Origin of the sequence: Acinetobacter genomosp. 15BJ (assembly GCF_000400715.1) — a bacterium.
GTDB lineage: Bacteria > Pseudomonadota > Gammaproteobacteria > Pseudomonadales > Moraxellaceae > Acinetobacter.
The window spans coordinates 306,155-324,333 of sequence record NZ_KE007351.1; the positions used below are offsets into that span (position 1 = coordinate 306,155).

General features: G+C 36.9%; 17 protein-coding genes, 4 pseudogenes and 1 other annotated feature. Of the genes and pseudogenes, 11 read left to right on the plus strand and 10 right to left on the minus strand.

Annotated features, from left to right (window positions below; translation table 11 throughout):
• Positions 1-110: 110 nt before the first annotated feature.
• The 5 genes from F896_RS00790 to F896_RS00770 all read right to left on the minus strand — a co-directional run bounded on the left by F896_RS00790 (position 111) and on the right by F896_RS00770 (position 5,775).
• On the minus strand, positions 111-803 hold the full coding sequence (locus tag F896_RS00790) for a hypothetical protein (protein ID WP_016165150.1): 693 nt from the start codon (positions 801-803) through the stop codon (positions 111-113).
• On the minus strand, positions 804-2,318 hold the full coding sequence (locus tag F896_RS00785) for an alkaline phosphatase (protein ID WP_016165151.1): 1,515 nt from the start codon (positions 2,316-2,318) through the stop codon (positions 804-806). It abuts the gene before it with no gap.
• Between the two features lie 15 nt (positions 2,319-2,333).
• On the minus strand, positions 2,334-3,932 hold the full coding sequence (locus F896_RS00780; RefSeq protein ID WP_016165152.1) for an alkaline phosphatase: 1,599 nt from the start codon (positions 3,930-3,932) through the stop codon (positions 2,334-2,336).
• 148 nt (positions 3,933-4,080) lie between these two features.
• Entirely contained in the window at positions 4,081-4,980 is a 900-nt protein-coding gene (locus tag F896_RS00775) for a ParB/RepB/Spo0J family partition protein (RefSeq protein ID WP_016165153.1), read from the minus strand.
• A gap of 18 nt (positions 4,981-4,998) precedes the next feature.
• On the minus strand, positions 4,999-5,775 hold the full coding sequence (locus tag F896_RS00770; RefSeq protein WP_000104830.1) for a ParA family protein: 777 nt from the start codon (positions 5,773-5,775) through the stop codon (positions 4,999-5,001).
• 913 nt (positions 5,776-6,688) lie between these two features.
• Between F896_RS00770 and F896_RS00765 the strand changes: the two genes are divergently transcribed.
• Positions 6,689-7,861, plus strand: coding sequence for a replication initiation protein (locus F896_RS00765; RefSeq protein ID WP_000064928.1), 1,173 nt, complete (start codon positions 6,689-6,691; stop codon positions 7,859-7,861).
• 238 nt (positions 7,862-8,099) lie between these two features.
• Here F896_RS00765 and F896_RS00760 read toward each other — a convergent pair whose 3' ends face one another.
• The gene (locus tag F896_RS00760; RefSeq protein ID WP_004726987.1) at positions 8,100-8,597 is read right to left on the minus strand and encodes a hypothetical protein; all 498 of its coding nucleotides are present in this window, start codon (positions 8,595-8,597) and stop codon (positions 8,100-8,102) included.
• A gap of 387 nt (positions 8,598-8,984) precedes the next feature.
• Positions 8,985-9,463 (minus strand): annotated as a pseudogene (locus tag F896_RS00755) (transposase); the annotation flags it as partial.
• Positions 9,072-9,188 (minus strand) — a sequence feature (AL1L pseudoknot). (Overlaps the previous pseudogene by 117 nt.)
• Before the next feature lie 694 nt (positions 9,464-10,157).
• On the opposite strand from F896_RS00755, the gene F896_RS00750 reads away from it, so the two are divergent.
• The 3 genes from F896_RS00750 to F896_RS00740 all read left to right on the plus strand — a co-directional run bounded on the left by F896_RS00750 (position 10,158) and on the right by F896_RS00740 (position 11,372).
• Positions 10,158-10,388 carry an antitoxin gene (locus F896_RS00750; protein WP_000401521.1) on the plus strand — a complete coding sequence of 77 codons (231 nt, stop codon included), beginning with the start codon at positions 10,158-10,160 and terminating at the stop codon, positions 10,386-10,388.
• On the plus strand, positions 10,385-10,780 hold the full coding sequence (gene vapC, locus F896_RS00745; protein WP_000639719.1) for a type II toxin-antitoxin system tRNA(fMet)-specific endonuclease VapC: 396 nt from the start codon (positions 10,385-10,387) through the stop codon (positions 10,778-10,780). Before F896_RS00750 ends, vapC begins: the two co-directional genes overlap by 4 nt.
• A gap of 160 nt (positions 10,781-10,940) precedes the next feature.
• The gene (locus F896_RS00740; RefSeq protein ID WP_004763240.1) at positions 10,941-11,372 is read left to right on the plus strand and encodes a hypothetical protein; all 432 of its coding nucleotides are present in this window, start codon (positions 10,941-10,943) and stop codon (positions 11,370-11,372) included.
• Between the two features lie 126 nt (positions 11,373-11,498).
• Here the strand turns inward: F896_RS00740 and F896_RS00735 are convergent.
• Positions 11,499-11,723 (minus strand): annotated as a pseudogene (locus F896_RS00735) (ISNCY family transposase); the annotation flags it as partial.
• Between the two features lie 83 nt (positions 11,724-11,806).
• Here F896_RS00735 and F896_RS00730 point away from each other — a divergent pair.
• A complete protein-coding gene (locus F896_RS00730; RefSeq protein WP_016165156.1) occupies positions 11,807-12,064 on the plus strand; it encodes a hypothetical protein in 258 nt (85 codons plus the stop codon).
• 206 nt (positions 12,065-12,270) lie between these two features.
• Here the strand turns inward: F896_RS00730 and F896_RS00725 are convergent, their stop codons facing one another.
• Positions 12,271-12,465: a hypothetical protein gene (locus F896_RS00725; RefSeq protein WP_016165158.1), complete on the minus strand. Its 195-nt coding sequence runs from the start codon at positions 12,463-12,465 to the stop codon at positions 12,271-12,273.
• Positions 12,466-13,180: 715 nt separating this feature from the next.
• Between F896_RS00725 and F896_RS00720 the strand changes: the two genes are divergently transcribed.
• The 4 genes and pseudogenes from F896_RS00720 to F896_RS21315 all read left to right on the plus strand — a co-directional run.
• On the plus strand, positions 13,181-13,597 hold the full coding sequence (locus F896_RS00720) for a hypothetical protein (protein ID WP_016165159.1): 417 nt from the start codon (positions 13,181-13,183) through the stop codon (positions 13,595-13,597).
• A 183-nt stretch (positions 13,598-13,780) separates the two neighbouring features.
• Positions 13,781-13,858 (plus strand): annotated as a pseudogene (locus F896_RS20930) (IS6 family transposase); the annotation flags it as partial.
• Positions 13,859-13,924: 66 nt separating this feature from the next.
• Positions 13,925-14,629: an IS6-like element IS1008 family transposase gene (locus F896_RS00715; RefSeq protein WP_016165160.1), complete on the plus strand. Its 705-nt coding sequence runs from the start codon at positions 13,925-13,927 to the stop codon at positions 14,627-14,629.
• A 52-nt stretch (positions 14,630-14,681) separates the two neighbouring features.
• Positions 14,682-14,768: pseudogene (locus F896_RS21315) on the plus strand (serine/threonine-protein phosphatase 2); the annotation flags it as partial.
• A gap of 79 nt (positions 14,769-14,847) precedes the next feature.
• On the opposite strand, the gene cynS reads toward F896_RS21315, so the two are convergent.
• Complete coding sequence (gene cynS / locus F896_RS00710; RefSeq protein ID WP_000628076.1) at positions 14,848-15,297, minus strand: cyanase; 450 nt, start codon at positions 15,295-15,297, stop codon at positions 14,848-14,850.
• Between the two features lie 284 nt (positions 15,298-15,581).
• Between cynS and F896_RS00705 the strand changes: the two genes are divergently transcribed.
• Together F896_RS00705 and F896_RS00700 are read left to right on the plus strand one after the other, a co-directional pair.
• Entirely contained in the window at positions 15,582-16,391 is an 810-nt protein-coding gene (locus F896_RS00705; protein ID WP_008303564.1) for a formate/nitrite transporter family protein, read from the plus strand.
• Positions 16,392-16,442: 51 nt separating this feature from the next.
• Entirely contained in the window at positions 16,443-18,167 is a 1,725-nt protein-coding gene (locus F896_RS00700; protein ID WP_008941921.1) for a bifunctional protein-serine/threonine kinase/phosphatase, read from the plus strand.
• Positions 18,168-18,179 lie beyond the last annotated feature (12 nt).

Sequence of the window (18,179 nt, forward strand, 5' to 3'; positions counted from 1 at the left end):
CTGAACATCTCTTCTTTACTTCGTAAAATAGTCAAAAACGCATCCTCTTTATCGATGATTCAACAGGATCATCTCTAAAACACATCAAAATGAAGAATGACCGATCCGCTTTAATCACTAAAATCGGAATAATCTCGGTCACTATATTTTTCAGTCTGTATCCACGGTGTTGAAATTGGTGATTTCATTTTATGTACTGAAAATACCTTTGAATAACCTTGCGCAGGACGTCGTAACTCATAGCGTTCTACAATCTGATCTTTTTCATTCCATACGATATTCAAGGTTTGACCTGCTTGATGCATTTGATAATGCTGAACTCCAGCATGACTTTGAATAGCTGGAATGTGCATTAATAAGTCAGGCTGAATTAAGCTATATTCGCAACGCCAGCAACTTCGCATGCCCAGCATTTCTTGCTCTACATCCTTCAAACGCACTCGCATTTTTTCATCAGGCAAAATATAGAACCGTTGAAAAGCCTCATCTTTGGTTTTCATTTCACTTGGCTTATCTTTTTGCAGCCATTGAATCGCATGATCAAAGCTCTGATGCCCATGCTCTCCTGCTTCAGTATGTGCATGTTCTTGAGTATTTAAACGCTCAATCCAAACATTATGTTCGTCGCGAATCATCTTATCGCTATATTGTTGAATCGTGGTCACACCATTGCTATCAAGCCGCTCAATGCGGTAATTAATGCGATATTCATCTGCTGACCACGCCAATGAACTCAGGGCATACAAAGAGAATGCTATGAGTGAACTTTGCGGCTTTAACAACTGTTGTAGCATTGTCTTCATTTAAAATCCAAACGCTTTTTTTAACTGTTCAAAGACCCAGGTATTTTCACGAGTCCCTTTGAATAGATTCGAGTTTTGGCCTTCTGCAAAAAGCATCACATCACCGCCCCCATGCGTTTCGCTTTTCTCCAGCTGTACACCCACTTCTTGCTTATAGTCATCCGCAAAAGCTTGCTCATTACTGATGCTTTCACGAATATCTAAACGTGGTCCTGTACCATTGCCAAACACCAATGTGGTCCCTGTAGCACCATTCACATCGCGATAAGGATTATGCATCTGACCATCAGCCAACACTTTGCTGTAGGCATTTTGCTCTTTTGCGACGTTGTAATCATAGCTGAGACCTAAAATCCCAGGATTGTCTGCTGTACTGCGCCCTGTACGTGCAGCATAACCATTGAAGGTCATGACATGATCATGGTCTGCGGTCACTACAATTAAAGTATTGCTGATATCCACCTGATGCAGAGCTGTCTGGATAGCGTCATTAAATGCCTTGGCTTCTTGTAAGGCACGTTTGGCATTATTGCCATGTAAGGCATGATCAATACGTCCGCCCTCAACCATTAAGAAATATCCTTGCCCTTGGTTTTGCGCTTCAAGGGCATCAATTGCCTTACTGGTCATAATCGCCAAGCTTGGTTGACTATCAATCTTTTTATTTACTCGATCCAAATCATAATTTAAATGTGACTGAGCAGAGAACACTGCAAAAATTTTCTGATTATTGACTGTCTGGGCAAGTTCATTCTGGGTTGATGCTGTTTGATAGCCCTGTTGTTTTAACTCTGCTCGTAAATCCCGACCATCCAAACGACCTTTGGGGTTTGATACATCGTCATAAACAGTCCAGTGATTTAAGCCACCTCCCATCAACACATTAATTCCATCTAACAACTTTGGGTTATAGCCCTTGCCTTTGGGAACTGCTTGTAGGGCAATATCATATTGTGCATCACGATGGCAGATATGTGCATAGGTTGCAGCAGGGGTCGCATGAGTCAATTCTGTCGTCGTCACCACCCCTACAGCTTTCCCTTTGCTCTTAGCCAGCTCTAAGATAGATAAAGCAGGGATTCCTGCTGCCACACTACTCCCTTGCTCAGGACAGCGGTTTACAGCTTTGGCAAGGCTTTTCCCATTTGGCAATGTTCCATCATCAGGCTCAACGGCTACCGTACCCGTCGACATGGCAATCACTTCATTTTTATTCTTTTGCCCTGTCATATAAGCGCCCATAGAAGGTGCGCTGTCCGTGGTTTGACCATCCTCAGAATAGGTCTTGATTCGGGCCGCATGTTTCATGGTGTCCATCGCCAGTTTACCATTTTCCCCTACAACATAAATTCGACTGGCTGTTACCGTAGTTGGCCCCATACCATCACCTAGAAAGAAAATGATATTTTTTGTCGGACTAAAATCTGAATAATTTTCAGCATATACACCGCATGAGGTGATTGCAGAAGTTAAAAGCGTCAACAGGTAAGGGAAAGTTTTTAATGTACTATTCATTGGATATCCCTCTACTTATAAGCCTGTGATCTTGCGAATCAGATGGTTCACTTCAACATTCTCTAAGCTACCCGAGAATTGCTCTGCTCCCTGCCCTATGGCTCCCAAGAAAACATCAGCCCCGCCATGTGTTTCTTTATCTTTAAAACCTGTCTGAATCACGGCTTCTTGCTGGAAATCATCCGCAGCAGCTCCCGTACACCAACCAGTTTCACTCAAAGGATAAGTAAAACTATATTTCTCACCTTGTTTAGGTTGTGGACCCTGTACTGGATGACAGATATCACTGTCTTTCAAATTGATTACTAGGTCATCCATCCGATTTTGTGTCGGACGCTTTTTGCCCGTACCAAAACCAATAATCGGATAAGGTTGTCCATGAATATCTTTGGCAAAACCCGCACGATCATAGTTTTTAACCAAACCTAGTACACTGGTTTCCTGACCTTGTACATATTTTCCAGTACGCTTGGCATAGCCATTTAAAATTAGAGTGTGATCATGATCTGCAGTTATCACAATCAAGGTATTTTTTAATTCAGGGTCACTTTGTCGAAGTTTTTTAATGGTTGCATCCAAAGCCTCGTTTAGGGCAATTGTATCCTGTAATGCACGCTTAGCATTGGTGTCATGTAAAGCATGGTCTATACGTCCCCCTTCAACCATCAGGAAAAAACCATTTTTATTTTGGGTTAGAATGTCCAAAGCGGCCAACGTCATTTGCTTTAAGCTAGGTTCAGGCAAGTTTTTTTTGGTTCGATCTAAGTCATAATTTAAATGGCTAGTATTAAACAAACCCAATAATTTTTCATTCTTTCCTAACTTCATCTGGGAGAGTTGAGTTTGATCATAGACCACTCGATAGCCTGCTTGTTGCATTTCTGCGATCAAATTCCGTTGGTCTATCCGTTCTCCCCCTTGATCTTTCGGCAGAAATTGACGCTTACCCCCGCCTAGAATCACATCAACCCCATCTTTTAATTTGACGTTATAACGCTGATAGGTATCACCTTGCGAACTTGGTACTAATTGGGATGCTATGTCATTTTCAGCATCACGATGACAAATATGGGCATAAGTCGATGCTGGTGTAGCATGCGTAATGCGAGTTGTCGTGACTACACCTGTACCCCAACCTTGTGCCTTGGCCAATTCGAGTAAAGTTTGGGTGTCTTGCTTATTCTGGTTCTGAGGATTGGTTCCACATTGATGGTTTCCAGCCTGATCTGGTTCTACTGCAATTGTTCCAGTCTGCATGGATATCACTTCATTTTTCATTTTTACACCTGTCATATAAGCACCCATCGATGGTGCGCTATCTGTAACCTGTGCATCTTCTGAGAAAGTACGAACAAATGCTGACTCTGGAAGTTGATCTATCGGCAGTTGCCCGTCTTCACCAACAGCATAGATTCGTGCAGCTGTTAGTGTCGTGATACCCATTCCATCTCCCAAGAAAAAAACCACACGTTGAGGCTGTTTTGATGGTTGTACTGAAGTAGAAGTTGATTGAACTAAAGCAGGACTTTGACAGCCCATCAAAATAACTGTGCCCAAACTACAGCATGCCAAACTTATTAATTTTTTATTAAATTTTTTCTTATGCCAAAGCATTGCATCGACTCATCTTAGGATGGTCGAAAAATACGCTTTAAATATTCAATTTAAATGACAAATTTATGAAAATATTATTATGACTACTTATATAAATTTTCCTAATTGCAAAAAATAGTGTAGCAAGTTGCTACACTATTTTTTTACTTTATTTTTCTAACATTCTTTTTAGGAAAGCTTCTAATTCTTGTAAATTTTGATCATCAAATTGTCCGATTTTTAAAGATATCTTTAATGTATTATGGTCAAATTTGATATTACCAGCAACTTTCCCATCATATTCAATTTTATGTACAATTGAAGTTTGAATTACTTCTTTCGTTTCTCTTGACTTAAAGATTTTTTCAGCTAGTGATGCCAGTTTTGTCTGTTCAACTTCTTTTTTAAGCAATTTTGACCATGCTTCGAATAATGCTTCTTTAGCATTTTCATGGTTTTCTTCATGATCTGATAGAAACTTTTTCACTGCTGTAGCAGCGGTCCGTGCTAATAATGACGGCTGTTTTTCCAAATCTTCAATCAACTCTCCAGGTAATTTTTCAAAAGATAAATATTTATACATATCTTCACGATTCATACCTAATGACTTTGCTAACTTCTGCTTATTTTTTTTTAATTTTTCATCCAAAGAAGTTAATCCAACATATATTTCATAATCTGTCAGATCTTCTCGCTTTAAATTTTCAGCTAATGTTAATAAAGCAACTTCTTCATCCGATGCATCAATAATGATTACTTCAATGGTGTTCTTATTGAGAAATTGGTGGGCTTTCAATCGTCTTTCACCAGCAATCAACTCATATTTATCATTTATTCTACGAACTGCAATTGGTTGTAATAGCCCAATTTCCTCAATTGATGCTGCTAAATCTTCAATATCTTGTTGATTAAAGAGTTTTCGAGGCTGGTTAGGGCTAGCCTGAATATCTGTAATTTGTACATTACGTCTTAGCTCTTTGACATCGTTAATATGCTCCTTTTGGGCATGTTGATGCTTTTGAGTATTTTGCTGAAGACGTTTAGCCAATAGCTCTTTATTACTTACCATAGTATTTCCAGAATTATATTATCCGACACGCTGAACAATTTCTTGTGCTAAAGTTTCAAAAGCTTTTCGAACTTTTGAGTTTTTATCAACAGATAATAAAGGTTGTTGCAAAATTGCAGCTTGATTAACCTTAGTGCTCATTGGAATTGTGGTATGCAATAATTCTCCAACTTGATTAAATGCTTCATCTTTTATTAATTTACATACATTCTGACGCTCATCATGTTTAATTAATAAAGCACCTAAGAGTTCTAATTCAGGGTTAACTCTTCTAATTTTACTTAAATGATTAATTAAATCAGTAACACCATAGAGACCGTATTGTGAACCAGATTCAATTGGAACAATAACATGTGTCGAAGCGGCTAAAGCATTGCTGGTTAGTAATTTTAAGCTAGGAGGGCAATCAATAAGAATGTAGTCATATAATCCTTCTAGAATTTCCAATTTATTTGAAAGTTCCTCGGATGGTCTTGGTGCATCATCTTTCAATTGATCTTCAGTTTTACCAAGAGTTAATGAGCCATATATTAAGGAAACATTTTTAAATTTTGTTTCTTCTTCTAATGCTTCCGATAATAGACTTATATCACCAATAAGTAATTCAGCTGATGTAGTTTCAACTTCGCTAGGATGTCTTAATCCTATATGTAAACTTGCATTTGCTTGTGGATCCAGATCAATTACTAAGACCTTATTTCCTAATTCAGCAAGTTCTGAAGCAAGATGTACTACAGTAGTTGTTTTCCCGCAACCACCTTTATGATTAGCTACAGCAATGATTTTAGTTGACATATTTGTCTTAAGGAATTTACTTTGATTTCATTTAATATAAAGATATTTGTAGCAACTTGCTACAGTTCCTTTGTCATATTTTTATCTTTTGAATTCAAAAGATGTGGGAAAAACATTTCTTAACTTTTTTTAAAAATATAGCTAGCTAATTTTAATTAGTATTAATTAATATTAATTAGTTAATTATAATTAGACTGATTTTATTTGTTTAAAAACAAATATATAGAGTTTTTAAAGTGGAAGGCCTGTCATTGATAAGTGGAAGGCCTGTCATTGATAAGTGGAAGATCTGTCACCGATAAGTGGAAGGTTTGTCACTAATAAGTGGAAGGTCTGTCACCGATAAGTGGAAGGTTTGTCACTATGGTGGAAGACTTGTCCTTGTGATTTATTTTAACGTGGATTTTTTAATTTAAAACAATATAATTCAATTGCTTATGATGTTGATAAGTTTGTTTTTCTTAAAATAAAGGTGGAAGACTTGTCATTAGATGTTTTTTATTCTGTGGATAAACTATTTGTATAAAATTTAATTGATAACATGATGTTTGATAGTCAAGAATACCGGAATGGTGGAAGGTTTGTCACTTTAATAGTGGAATATGTGTTAAGTAATTCCACTTTAGTGGTGTTGTAGGCTATTCCTACTTTCAAATTGATTACTTTAGCGACACGGATGAATTCTCAAAGGTGGAAGAATTGTCACTTAAAAGTGTTTAGTTTTATAGATATTCCACCATAAGGCTGAATAGTATCAAAATTGCACTTTAATAGTGACACTTCTTCCACTCTTAAGATGTTTGATGGGCATAAACTGAGTTAATTTAATGTAAGCAAGAGAAAATAGTGAGCGGTTTGCATCTTCTTCCACTTTTGTGTATAACATGTAGAAAATATTTTAATCTTTCCACTTATGAGCAATCACAACGAACCAGAAGAATTAGAACATCTACCTTATTGTATTGGTAATATTCGACATAATGGAGTAGTCAGCACTAGTAACCGTCTGATTAGACCAATTGAATTATCATCTAATGAGTATAAAGCTCTACTTTATGCAATGGCTGTTGCGAATTATGGTGAGAAGAATAATCAAGATCGTGAAATTACAGAGCAAACTTATATTTATTTGCATAAAGATGATTTAGGCGAACTATTAGGATTAGATAAAAAGAATTCCATTAATGTTGCTATTGATCGTATTTATAAAGAATTATCATCACGAGTAGCTCATTTTGTAATTGAAGAGCCCGTGGATGATAATAAGCGTAAAGTTAAAAAAGTACACTCAGTAGTACCAATTATTCGTGAACTCCGTTGGGAAGATGACGCTAAAAATGCTTTGCAGATACGTTTCACCAGTGAAGTACTTCCATATTTTACTCGTTTAGCAAATGGAAATTTTACGACCTATCAATTGAAAGATTTATTTGCTTTGGACTCTGTAACTAGTATGAGTTTGTATTCATACTTTATCAAAAATGAATTTAAGTATGCTAATCAAGATTCTTATGAGGTTGAACTTTCACTTGAGAATATCAAAGCATTAATTGATATTGGGGAGAAAAAATACGATCGTTGGGTTGATTTTAGACGATACGTTTTAGACAAAATTATTGAAGAAATTAATGAAAGGACTAGTCTTCAATTAGAATACGATACCATCAAGAAAGGTCGACCTATTGTCGGAGTTCGATTTAAAATTCTTAATAGGCATGCCACTGAAGTTGTTGTATCTAATACTAATGATAAGACTCAAATCTATTTAGATGTCAATTTTGATGATAATGCGCTTGTTAAAGAATTAGGTGCGAAGTTCGATATGACTGTAAGGTCTTGGTACATCTATGCAAACGATCCAAATTATAAACAATTTAGTAAGTGGTTTAAGACAGAAGGGTGCTTAACTGAATCTCAAGCAAATGTGATAGTGAATGATATTATGTTCCAAATGGATTTTGCTGTAGCTGGCAGTTCAATGAGTGAATTTAAGAAAGAAATGAAATATAAATTAAAAAATAATCCAAATTTTGTAAAAGAAAATAGAAAACGATTGAATGAAATATTTGGAAAAGACGTTATATGACTGTGTAGCAACTTGCTACACTTTTCACTATAAGGTGTGAAATAAGCTTGATATCAGTTTACGTCATATTTTGATAGCTATTTAATAGACCTATGAACTCATAATCCGTTGGTCGACAGTTCAATTCTGTCTGGGCCCACCATATAAAACAACCACTTACGCGTACAAATCGTAAGTGGTTTTTTTGTTTTTAGATTCTGGTAAGCAGATAAAATCAACTTAAACAAACAGTTTCTTTCTATAGTTCTACTAGGTTTTGATCTGTGCTTGGAATGAAGTCTTGAAGTTTGGGGTGAACACGGAAATCTGCTTCAGCTTTTGTAGATATCTCTTTAACTTCACTAGACCAGTTTTCCTTTCTGTATTCTCGCCAATTTAATTTAATTTTGAGTGGACGACTATATCCTTTTAATTCCATAAGGAAGATCTGATCACATAATTCATCAAATAAAAAGACATGTGAACGATGGAAGTGAGGATTTCTTTTTAGTAATAACTCTAATGAATTTATGAGAAGTGAACAGCAATCATTAGAAAGAGCAGTACTATTAATTGTTACTCCCCAGTGATGCAATAAATACAATGTACATAGGCTGTCGAGTGAGCCATAGCTTGCTATATGTTCTAAGCAACTCTTATCAAAATCTTTAATACGTCGATTGGATGAAATGAACTCTACGATATAGTGAGGTAGAGTAGTTAATTCTAATAATATAAGACATGCAAAAAAAATCATTTGAAGTTCTGATCAAACTCAGAGCACTTTTGATATTAGATTTACCAGACTTTATTCGAGGTTTTATCTTGAATCTTAAAAACAAGCTGGATGCTTACATCAAAAGAACTCTTAACACGGGGGCGAAATCGAATAAAGCCGTTGATGAATTTGAGGTCCTAAAATGGTTATGTATAAGCAATATTCAAAAGATACTGCCTTTAGAATGTTATGGAAATACAGTTTGCAACAGGGTGTCATGAGATAAGGAAGATTTATGATGTGGAATTGAATACGAGGAGAGTTCTATACATTGTTAATGGTACTGGAACGTTATCCTAAAGTTTGGATATTACCTTGTATCTTTTTTCTATTTTGTATAGCTGTTATGGCATGGCTTAATAGTCACTCCTCAGCATGATGCAAGTCATGTAAATCTCGCTTTGCTCGATGTTCTGGATTTTCGCAGAGATCTAGAGTCCGGTAATAGGTTGAAGCTGCGATCGGTAAAATCCTACAAATCGCATCAACACCATATAAGTCTTTATTGTTATGGATGAAATCCACCATTATTTGTGTGGGCGGTCGAGCTCCGCCTGGGCGAAAAAAGCGGCTGCTTTACGTAGAATTTCATTGGCACGCTTTAATTCTTTAATTTCACGTTCCATTTGCTTCATTTTTTCTTGATCAGATATCTGTTGTACTTTAATAGGATTTTGCTGATCTAAATGCTTTTGATGCCAGGCACGAAGTGTTTCAGGAGTACAACCAATCTTAGGCGCAATTGCTGTGATTGCAGCCCAAGTAGAAGGATAATCTTTTTCAGATTCAATCAATAATTGAACCGCTCTTTCTCTGATTTCAGGGGTATATTTTAATTTTGTCATCGGGATAGTCTCTCAGAATATTGACTCTCCGACAAACCCGGTACGGTTCATAAAGCTCAGAAAGCTGTTATTGAACAAAGAAATTTAAATCCTGTGCTTGACTCTTGTGGTTAAAAACAGGACATTTTAAATGGTTTATCGCATAGACATTTTAATTGGTGAATAACAGTGTTTTTAATATTACTTTAAGATCAGTATCTTATCGTTATTCATACCCTCTGGAACGTTCTCGTTCAACCGACTTGGAAACAAGTCGGTTTCTTTTTAAGCAAAACTGTAACTTTTAGCCAATAAAATTGATCAAAAAACATTCGTTTTTGCATTTTTTCCTGATTTCTCAAGGGTCACAGTTCATAAATAATCCCCAATTTCTGCGGACAACTCTTGGGATAAAATAGGCCAACTTTGTAAGCTAAAACTTACATGAATTTAAGATTTTTGAGGATTGGTAATCCAAAGCATTAGCCCTATGATGAATACATAAGAGAACTGGATGTTTCCAGAAAACAAGAATAAGAAAATAGCGCAAGGAATGGGCAGCACGAGATCAGTAAGACGAGCACCCCGATATGAAAAAGCCCGACAGGATGTCGGGCTTTTTTATTGCCTTATGATTTTAATTTCACTTTGACTTTACAAGATTTAATGTTAAGATATGTATCAATGATATATATCTTGGTTTCGGGAGGTAATTATGGAAATTGCGAAAGTATTTCAAACTGGTCGCAGTCAGGCTGTTCGCTTGCCTAAAGCCTTTCGCTTTAATGGCACGGAAGTGGCCATCAAAAGCTTCGGTCGTGGTGTATTACTCATGCCCATCGACAATCCTTGGGATGTCATGTTAGAAGCAATAAATGAGTTTGAGGTTGGATTCCAATTGGAGCGAGCTGATCAAGGCGAACAGCTCCGTGAGGAGTTCAGATGATTTACCTCTTAGACACAAATATTTGTATCTATGTCATCAATAATAAGCCTCAACAAGTTTTTGAGCGCTTTAAGCAATATCAACTCGGCCAGCTTGCGATTTCGAGTATCACGGCATCTGAGCTGGCTTTTGGTGTAGAGAAGTCTGGATCTGAACGCAATAAACAGGCGTTAAACAAGTTTTTGTCACCTTTAGAGATTCTTCCTTACGATGAACAGGCGATTTGGCATTACGCCAAATTACGCCAGAATCTTCAATCTACAGGTAAACCGATTGGCAGCTTAGATATGCTGATCGCTGCTCATGCTTTGGCATTGGATGTTGTATTAGTTACGAACAATACAAAAGAATTTGAACGAATTGATGGTCTGAAGCTAGAGAATTGGGTCTAATCGCTATATCTAGCCCGCCCTATGCAGGGCTAGAATTCGTATAAGAGATTTATGTTAAATGGATACAGCTTTTGAAAATTTTAACTTTGAATCAGAGATTTCATTTTTAATATGATAAAAACCAAAGGATAAAGAAAATTTTGATTTAGGTATGTCATAAGTGAATTTTTCAGGTGATGTAGAGGTTTTTTTATCTTGTCTTGGAACTAAAGAGTCAAGTTCAGATATTTTGAAAGCAGTTATTCTTGTTGCAAGTGAGTTTGACTCATTAGAGACTAATTTTGGTGGAGAAAAGCTATCCTATTGGCAATTTTTTAAGAGAGGTATTACGTTCAGGTTTAATGAACATCAGATACTAGATACCATTTTCATCTACGTCAAAGAGAATGAAGAATATTACCCATACCCATTTTTAGAAAATCTGATCACAGGTATTAATCACAAAAGTACGATGCAATCTGTAGCTAATTTATTTGGAACCCCCGAAAGAGAAAGTAACAGTTGGCTTAAATACAAAATATTTGATAATTATTTACATTTTGAGTTTCATAATTCATTAGAATTGAAACAAATTACAATGGGACAATATTAATACCATGTTATTAATTTTTATGTATTTTTTTAAATTTAAACCCTAGATTTGAGTCTAGGATTTTTTATGTTATGTTATTCACCAATTAAAATGTCTATGCGATAAACCATTTAAAATGTCCTGTTTTTAACTACAAGAGTCAAGCACAGGATTTAACTTTCTTTGTTCAATATCGGCTTTCTGAGCTTTACGGCTTGGCATACTTTTCTTGGCCCGGGAACGTTTATTCTGTTTCTCCAACTCTTCATGCTGTTGCTGGATATGCGCCAGAACTGAACCTAATCTTTTATTATCAACGACTTTATTCTGCTGTAGCCCAGCTAATTTATTGAGGATGCTGTATAGGCATTTACTCATCGATACTGGTTCTGCTAAGATTGGGTTTATAAGAATTAAAATGTTCAAAAAATCTAATAAAATTAATGGATATATTTATGAATAAACGGACTGCTTTAGAAATTACCCAAAAGTTACGATCTATTTATGCTCATCAAGTCAGAGTGGCAGAGCTATTTTTAAAAATAGGCGAAGTCTCTAATCTTACCCCTCTAATCCTCACAGGAAATAAAACCGTTTTTTCTTTTAAAGAAACTGGGAAATCTCTCACTAAAATTAAAAAGGAAATTTCTTCTGTGAAAAGTACTTCGCAAGCAGACGAAGTATTGGCAGATATTATTTCTGAGCTGGTATAGTCCCGACAGTAAATAATGAAAAAAGCTGAATTTCCTAATAGGAAATTCAGCTTTTTTTTACTTTCTAGTGAGACTAATCCTCACTATATTACTTCTGTTTTTTAAGCTGCTTTTTGAACTTATTTAACTTGTTTTTGTGTTTTGAAATCTTTTCAAGACGTGCTTTGATCTTCTGTTTCAAGATTTTAACTTGCTTCGACATGATGTCACTCCTTGGTATGAATATCCGCTGACTGATTTTTTTTCATAAAACTACGGATAAATTTTCTTAATTCTCTAGCGGCACTGGTGTCCATAGCTTCACACAATTGAATGAACTCATCACGTTCAGTGCTGTTAATGCGAATTAAGAGTTGCCCATCTTTTTTGTTGGCCTTTATTTTTTTGGGTTGATCAGTCATAAGATATTTATTCCCAAAGGCATTAAAACAATAAAATGTATATACACTATATATACATTATGAAAACTAAGCAACTATTTAATTTATTGTTTTTTATTAATAATATTGTTATTCCTGATCGGATAGAAAACCGGACATTTCTATTTATGGTTTACAACTTTAATGAATGGCCTAATGTAATTTTAGAGCACACGCCAAAGTAAGGTCATGCCAGTCAAAATCCTGAACTTTAAATCAATGGTTTAGAAGCCGTGAAACATCATCTTAGCAACGATTAAAACAATTCTTAGATTTATATACGTGACACTAAAAAGCCAGTACATATTGAACTGGCTTTTTTCTCAATTTGTCTAACGTGCGTTATGTAAATTTTAGCAAATCTAAACTGGCAGCCTAACTTAAATAACTGATGTTACGCAATAAGTGTATTTTTGAGCATCTTCGCCACTACATGTTGCGGTCGATTTTTTTAAAATTTACAACATATAGAATGGATGCGTAACATCAGTTAAATAAACTGTCTCCGATATATTGGTCTCAAAATCCTTAAAGATCTGACTGCATATTTTCCCACTGTGGAACAGCATGCCCATCAGAGTGAAACAAAAAAATGAGATTTTATCTCCAAACCCTTTATTATTTTTAAGATCGTATATGATTTTAGAAATTTGAAAGAAACTCAAACTTTAAAATATTCGAATCATGGGGATACAATATGAAAATCAAGTTAATCACGCTGACATTAGCACTATCCGCAGCATCACTGGCAAACGCACATAATCATGAACAGTTAATCAGTAATGATTACCAACTGTTTAGTCCAGAAATCACCTCTAAAATCACTGAGCACAAACCTGTTTCATTAGATTTTATTGCTAGTGCAATTAGCACCCCAACTCAGGCGGTATTAAAAGAAAATTTAGGTGAGACTAAAAACGTCGTAGTGATTAGCGATGCGGAAACCTGGTATTACGGTGTTCAAATCACCGATCAGGAAAATCAAAAATGTTCTGTCTCTTTTATTTTCGACCGTGAAAATGGCAAGTTAAGTACATCGGCAGATCTGGTCAGCTTCCATCCAGTAGAATGTGAATTAGCCGTTGCCCAAAAATTAGAAAAGAAAAATAACTAACTCCAAACCAGACATTAAAAAGCCCGCAAATGCAGGCTTTTTAATTCGTCCAAATTTTCCATATATCACCCTGCCAGAATCCGGTTTAATGACAATTAAATAGAATATTTGAACTCTTATTGGCACTGTTGCAAATAACCACGAATGGTAAGCTGAAGACTGTTTTAGCTAAAGGTGCAGCATGTGAATCCTTTCCATGGTCGGCATTTTCAGGGCGAAATCATTCTTTGGGCTGTGCGCTGGTATTGTAAATATGGCATTAGCTGGCACTGTTGCAAATAACCACGAATGGTAAGCTGAAGACTGTTTTAGCTAAAGGTGCAGCATATGAATCCTTTCCATGGTCGGCATTTTCAGGGCGAAATCATTCTTTGGGCTGTGCGCTGGTATTGTAAATATGGCATTAGCTATCGTGAACTACAGGAAATGCTGGCCGAACGGGGTGTGAATGTTGATCACACGACTATTTACCGTTGGGTTCAACGTTATGCTCCTGAAATAGAAAAACGGTTACGCTGGTATTGGCGTAATCCTACAGATTTACATTCATGGCATATGGATGAGACTTATATCAAAGTGAAGGGGCGATGGACTTACCTGTATCGTGCAGTTGATCAACGGGGGCATACGATTGACTTTTACCTTTCCGCTAGACGGAACAGTAAATCAGCCTATAGTTTTCTAGGAAAGATCTTCAATACGGTGAAAAAATGGCAAATTCCACGGGTCATCAATACAGATAAAGCAGCGACCTATGGCCATGCTTTATCACGATTAAAGCGAGAAGGAAAATGTCCAGTAGATATTGAGCACAGGCAGATTAAGTATAAAAATAATGTCATTGAATGTGATCATTGTAAGTTAAAGCGAATCATCAGGGCCACATTAGGATTTAAATCTATGAAGACTGCTTATGCCACAATTAAAGGTATTGAAGTCATGCGTGCACTACGTAAAGGACAAGCATCGTCATTTTATTATGGTCAGCCTCAGGGTGAAGTGTGTCTAATCAACAGGGTTTTCGGTCTCTAAGTACTTTTTAAAGGGAACATCATCGACTCAAATCTCTATTTGCAACAGTGCCAAAAAACATACCCAGATTGATAACTGTCACTATATTGATGTCGGTTCCTCTTATACCCAGAAGCTGTGTATAGTCAAAATTAAATAAGGATAAAGACGGTGATATAAAAGATCTCCTTACGAAGAAATGAAAAGCCATCAATATGATGGCTTTATCAAACGATTAATTAATAGGTTTTATAAGGTAAAAACTTGCCAGACAATACGACATTTACCCGGTCACCGTTCGGGTTTTCCTCACGCTGAATATCCATGCTGAAGTCGATTGCGCTCATAATGCCATCACCGAATTCTTCATGGATCAGCTCTTTAATAGTCGAACCATATACATTTACAACTTCATACCAGCGGTAAATTAAAGGGTCCGTAGGCACACTGGTTGGTAAAGAGCCTTTGTAAGGTACAATTTGCAGCCATGCTACTGCCTCATCACTAAGGTCAAAAATCTGACCAATTTTCTCTGCCTGCTGTTTATTAAATGCCATTTGTCCCAGGCAGGCAGCCGTTACCCATTCTTTAGAAAGACCAATTTCTTTGGCGACATCTGCCCATTTAATTGACTTTAAAACTTTCGCTGAAATGATCATGTCAGTTACTTGTTGACGATGGGTAATCATAAAAATCTCCAGATTATTTTTGAAATACATTTATGTGAATTTTCATTAATGCAGTTCTCATGCCAACTAGAGGACGAAATTAGCTTTAAATAGAGCGTAAAAAATTGAATGATTTTTAAATAATTTATGGCACAGCTTTTGCTTTATTTATAACAAGCATGGCAATGGCGCCATAACAAAATTACCTGTTCTGATATTTAAGGCAACGACGCCTAAGGTTCCAAAGACCTTAGGCGTCTTTTTGTTTAAAAACAGGTCCAGATATTAAAAATGAGGACGATGACATGGCATATCTTGCTCCTGCAGAGTTTGCAAAAAAAGTGGTAGATGCGGGTGAATCCAAATTGCATATGGCAACCCGTGATGTATTGATTCGTGCCTTTATGGCAGGGGCCATTCTGGCCTTGGCAGCGGTATTTGCCATTACCATAGCCGTGCAAACAGGATCACCATTGATTGGTGCGCTCCTGTTTCCAGTTGGTTTTTGTATGTTGTATTTATTGGGCTATGACCTATTAACTGGGGTGTTTGTACTTACGCCGCTGGCATGGCTAGATAAACGCCCAGGGGTGACATGGGGACGTATTCTAAAAAACTGGGGCTTGGTGTTTGTAGGGAACTTTACAGGCTGTTTAGTCGTTGCGGTGCTCATGGCAGCGGTTTATACCATGGGTTTTGCAGCGGATCCAAACCCTGTCGGCGTAAAAATTGCGCATATTGGCGAGGAGCGGACATTAGGTTATGCCGAATACGGATTCGCCGGCTGGATGACTATTTTTATCCGTGGCATGCTGTGTAACTGGATGGTGTCATTAGGTGTCATTGGCGCGATGATGTCTACTACGGTGAGTGGCAAATTTATTGCCATGTGGATGCCAATTATGCTGTTCTTTGCCATGGGCTTTGAGCACTCTGTCGTGAACATGTTCCTGTTCCCATTTGCCATGATGATGGGCGGTGACTTCTCGATTGCTGACTACTTCCTATGGAATGAACTGCCGGTTGCTTTAGGTAATCTGGTGGGCGGTTTGGCATTAACAGGTCTGGCACTTTATACCACCCATGTCCGTACTGGTGTTAAAAAAGAATTTTAACATTCATCATTTTATAAAGGGATCATATAGATCCCTTTTTGAGCTTTCAGCATGAAAAAAACATTAAAAGTCACTATTGGGCAATATTCTACTGCCGGAGTTAAACAACAGAACCAGGATTTCCATGGAGTATATCTGCCCGAAGGACATGTGCTGAAACAGAAAGGTATTGCATGTGTTATAGCGGATGGAATCGGTAGCAGTAATGTCAGTCATCTTGCAGCAGAAACAGCCGTTGGTAGTTTTTTATCTGACTATTATTCTACTTCAGATGCCTGGAGTACACAGACTTCAGCAGAACGAGTGATCCGCGCGACCAATTCATGGCTTTATGCACAGACTCAACAAAGTCAAGGACGTTTTGATAAAGACCGAGGGTATGTCTGTACCTTATCTGCACTGATTTTAAAACAGCAACAAGCCCATGTTTTTCATGTTGGTGATAGTCGTATTTACCGCATTCGCGATCATGAAATTGAATTACTAACCCATGATCATCGTGTCTGGTTGTCTTCCAAAGAGCATTATCTTAGTCGAGCCTTAGGTGCGGATTATCGTATTGAAATTGATTATCGAAATATTGAACTCAAAGAAAAAGATATTTTTTTACTAATGACCGATGGGGTCTATGAATTTGTCACAGATCAACAATTATTAGATTTAACTTTAATAGATGCAGATTTAAATCAACTTGCCAAAGGATTAGTTGAAAAAGCTTTAGAACAGGGCAGTGATGATAACTTAAGTTTCCAGGTGATCCGTGTAGAACAGTTGCCTGAACTGAATCAGTTTCATATTCAGCAGGATTATGTATTTCCACAACAGCTCAGTAAAGGTGAAGTTTTTGAAGGTTATGTGATTGATAAGATTTTGCACCAAAATCATCGCAGTTGCCTGTATTTGGCACACGATACTCAGCAGCAGCCTTTGGTCATAAAAACTTTGGGGGTAGATTTACAGCAAGATAAAAATGCCGTAGAGCAGTTTCAACTCGAAGATTGGGTATCGAAACGTCTGAAACATGACAACCTGATGCACTGTTATCCACATAACACTGAGAAAAAATATTTATTCCAATGTTATGAATATTTGCAGGGTGAAACCTTGGCTCAATGGCTGCATCGCCAGGAAAAGCCTTTAAAGCTCGATGATATTTTACCAATTTTGCAACAAACGGCCTTGGCTTTAAATGCAATGCACCGGCTGGAGATGCTGCATCAGGATATACGGCCAAAGAATATCATGGTTTTAAATGCAGAAAATGCCATGAAAATTAAACTGATTGATTATGGTTCAACAGCAGTAAGAGGCCTGGTCGAAATTAATCCTAAAAATGCGAATCGACCACTCGGAACCTTAGCATTTATGGCACCGGAGTATTTTATTGATCATTCGCCATCTGTACATTCAGACCAATTTTCTTTGGCGGTCATGGCCTATTATTTACTCACCAAACAATTACCTTATGGCACAGATTTAGCTCGCTGTAACAGTTTAAAGCAGCTTAAAAAAGTTCAATATCATTCCATCAGGAAATATCGGCCTGATTTACCTATATGGTTAGATAAAATTTTAGGCCAAGCGCTGAGTATTGAACCGACACATCGTTTTGAGGCCTTGTCTGAACTCATTCATAATCTAATGCATCCTTCCAAAGAATTATTAAACTCTAAACCACCAGCAATCATTGAACGAGATCCTTTACGTTTTTGGCAAATGAGTTGCGCCGTATTAGGGCTATTATTTTTACTGAGTATTGCATGGCCATTTATTTGAAAAGATAGGATC

Coding starts and splice junctions, on each gene's coding strand:
- F896_RS00720 (WP_016165159.1), top strand. CDS start 13,181: ATGAAAATCAAGTTAATCACGCTGACATTAGCACTATCCGCAGCATCA.
- F896_RS00785 (WP_016165151.1), bottom strand. CDS start 2,318: ATGAATAGTACATTAAAAACTTTCCCTTACCTGTTGACGCTTTTAACT.
- cynS (WP_000628076.1), bottom strand. CDS start 15,297: ATGATTACCCATCGTCAACAAGTAACTGACATGATCATTTCAGCGAAA.
- F896_RS00725 (WP_016165158.1), bottom strand. CDS start 12,465: ATGACTGATCAACCCAAAAAAATAAAGGCCAACAAAAAAGATGGGCAA.
- F896_RS00780 (WP_016165152.1), bottom strand. CDS start 3,932: ATGCTTTGGCATAAGAAAAAATTTAATAAAAAATTAATAAGTTTGGCA.
- F896_RS00775 (WP_016165153.1), bottom strand. CDS start 4,980: ATGGTAAGTAATAAAGAGCTATTGGCTAAACGTCTTCAGCAAAATACT.
- F896_RS00760 (WP_004726987.1), bottom strand. CDS start 8,597: ATGATTTTTTTTGCATGTCTTATATTATTAGAATTAACTACTCTACCT.
- F896_RS00765 (WP_000064928.1), top strand. CDS start 6,689: ATGAGCAATCACAACGAACCAGAAGAATTAGAACATCTACCTTATTGT.
- F896_RS00790 (WP_016165150.1), bottom strand. CDS start 803: ATGAAGACAATGCTACAACAGTTGTTAAAGCCGCAAAGTTCACTCATA.
- F896_RS00770 (WP_000104830.1), bottom strand. CDS start 5,775: ATGTCAACTAAAATCATTGCTGTAGCTAATCATAAAGGTGGTTGCGGG.
- F896_RS00715 (WP_016165160.1), top strand. CDS start 13,925: ATGAATCCTTTCCATGGTCGGCATTTTCAGGGCGAAATCATTCTTTGG.
- F896_RS00730 (WP_016165156.1), top strand. CDS start 11,807: ATGAATAAACGGACTGCTTTAGAAATTACCCAAAAGTTACGATCTATT.
- vapC (WP_000639719.1), top strand. CDS start 10,385: ATGATTTACCTCTTAGACACAAATATTTGTATCTATGTCATCAATAAT.
- F896_RS00705 (WP_008303564.1), top strand. CDS start 15,582: ATGGCATATCTTGCTCCTGCAGAGTTTGCAAAAAAAGTGGTAGATGCG.
- F896_RS00700 (WP_008941921.1), top strand. CDS start 16,443: ATGAAAAAAACATTAAAAGTCACTATTGGGCAATATTCTACTGCCGGA.
- F896_RS00750 (WP_000401521.1), top strand. CDS start 10,158: ATGGAAATTGCGAAAGTATTTCAAACTGGTCGCAGTCAGGCTGTTCGC.